At 66.4% G+C, this 1,894-nt stretch carries 3 protein-coding genes; 1 reads left to right on the top strand and 2 read right to left on the bottom strand.

Annotated features, from left to right (window positions below):
- A partial coding sequence (locus tag AC1DQP_RS20040) for a hypothetical protein (protein WP_478052372.1) occupies positions 1-261 on the top strand: 261 nt, incomplete at its 5' end.
- Positions 262-276: 15 nt separating this feature from the next.
- Here AC1DQP_RS20040 and AC1DQP_RS20035 read toward each other — a convergent pair.
- A complete protein-coding gene (locus tag AC1DQP_RS20035; protein WP_478052371.1) occupies positions 277-1,179 on the bottom strand; it encodes a cation diffusion facilitator family transporter in 903 nt (300 codons plus the stop codon).
- A gap of 28 nt (positions 1,180-1,207) precedes the next feature.
- On the bottom strand, positions 1,208-1,894 hold a 687-nt coding region (locus AC1DQP_RS20030; protein WP_478052370.1), incomplete at its 5' end, for an Orn/Lys/Arg family decarboxylase.

Below are 1,894 nucleotides of genomic sequence, written 5' to 3'. Positions count from 1 at the left end.
GATGCCCCACACATCACGATCGAGGCCGGCAAGGCCACCTACATTGGCGATGTGTACGTCGTGACGGGCGAGCCGAGCCAGCAGGATGCCCGCCGGGTGATGGCGCACGACTTGGCCTTCAACGACCGTCGGGATGACGCCCACGCCGTGTTGGAGCGAGACTACCCCTGGCTGCTGCCGCGCTACCCGTTCGTGGTGTCACTGCCGCAGAACGCAACGATCATCTCGACGTCCAGTGAGGGCCAGAGGTCCCCACCTTGAGCGCTGCGCGCCGAATCAGGTCCAGGCCGGATCGGCGGTGAAATCGATGGTCAACCAGAACTCGCTACCGCGCGCGTCCAGGCGCCCGGCGATGTCATCGCGCAGCCGGTCCACATTGCCGATGCTGCCGATCACCGTTTCCGGATGGGTCAGGATGTGGATCTCGACGAAGCGCATGCGCCCCATCTTGGCCACGTGGCTGGTGAAATCCAGATAGCCGTGTTCGGCCACGAAGTCCTTCATCACTGCCTGCACGCGCGCGTCCAGCGTATCCGGCGCCACCTGCAGCACCTCGCGCATGGCCTTCCACGCACTGCGCAACGGCACCGGCAGCACCGCCACGCTGATCGCCGCCAACACCAGCGGGTCCAGGTAGGGAATCCAGTGTGCGTGCGTGCCATCGCGCAGCAGCAGCGCGATCGCAAACGCCAGCACCACCGCCAGGCTCATCAGACCGCTCAACAGCCAGGCGCGTACGTCCAGCCACAACAGCGCCGATTTCAGCTGCTGCGCGCGGGCACGCACGAACGCGGCCATGCCCAGGTTGCTCACGCACAATACGGCCGCCCACAGCAACGCGGGGCCGGCCTTGACCTCATGCCCGCCGGTGGTCAGCCCGATGATCGAATTGGCCAACGCATAGATGCAGGCCAGCGACAGGATCGCCCCGCCCAAAGCCTCCACCATCGGTTCAAGGTGCCAGTACCCGTACTGGAAGCGCGGGCTTTCCTCCCGCGCCACCAGCCGCAGCACCGACAGCGCCACCAGGGTCAGGGCCACGTCGACCAGGCTGTAGACGCCGTCGAACAGAATGGCCTGCGACCCCACCAGCAGGCCACCGACAAAGCCGATGGCGCTGACCGCCATCGTTACCCCGATGGAAAACGTGAGGACCCGCTGCTCGCGTGCTGTATCCATCGCTTGCCGAAGGTCCGGCGCGCAGGCGTCAGACCTTCAGCACCTCCACCTTGTAGCCTGGCACGTCGCCGTCGCGGTCGATGATAAGCCCGTGCACGTCCGACTCGAAGCCTGGGAAGCGCGCGTTCTGCTCGCGGGCGATGCGCAGCGACTGGATGATCGGCTCATCGCTGGCGCCGAAACGCTCGCCCGGCATGATCGTCGGGATGCCCGGCGGGTACGGCACCAGCATGGTGCCGGCGATGCGCCCGCTGATYTGCTCGATGTCCACCCGCTCGATCTGCCCACGCACCAGGTGGTCGTACGCCTCGGCCGGGGTCATCACCGGCTCGGGCAGGTCCACGTACATCGCGCGCATCACCTTGGCCACGGCGAACTGGCGGTTGAATTCGTGCAGCGCCTGGCACAGATCGCGCAGGCCCCAGCCGGCATACGCCACCGGGAAGTCCGCCGCCAGCCCCGGCAAGGCGCGGGTCAGCGGCGCGTTGGCGTCATACAGCTCCTTGAACGCCATCAGCTCGGTGACCAGCGTGCTCCACTTGCCCTTGGTGATGCCCATCGAGAACAGGAACAGCACCGAGTACAGGTTGGTTTTCTCCACGGTGATGCCGCGCGTCCACAGGAACTTGCTCAGCACCGCCGCAGGGATGCCGCGCTGGCCGATATCGCCATCGATCGACAGCCCCGGGGTCAGCAGGGTCACCTTGATCGGATC

The sequence above is a fragment of the Stenotrophomonas sp. P5_A8 genome, from assembly GCF_056400545.1.
Note: the sequence above shows the minus strand (reverse complement) of the source record. Positions and strands in the feature narration are given on the sequence as shown.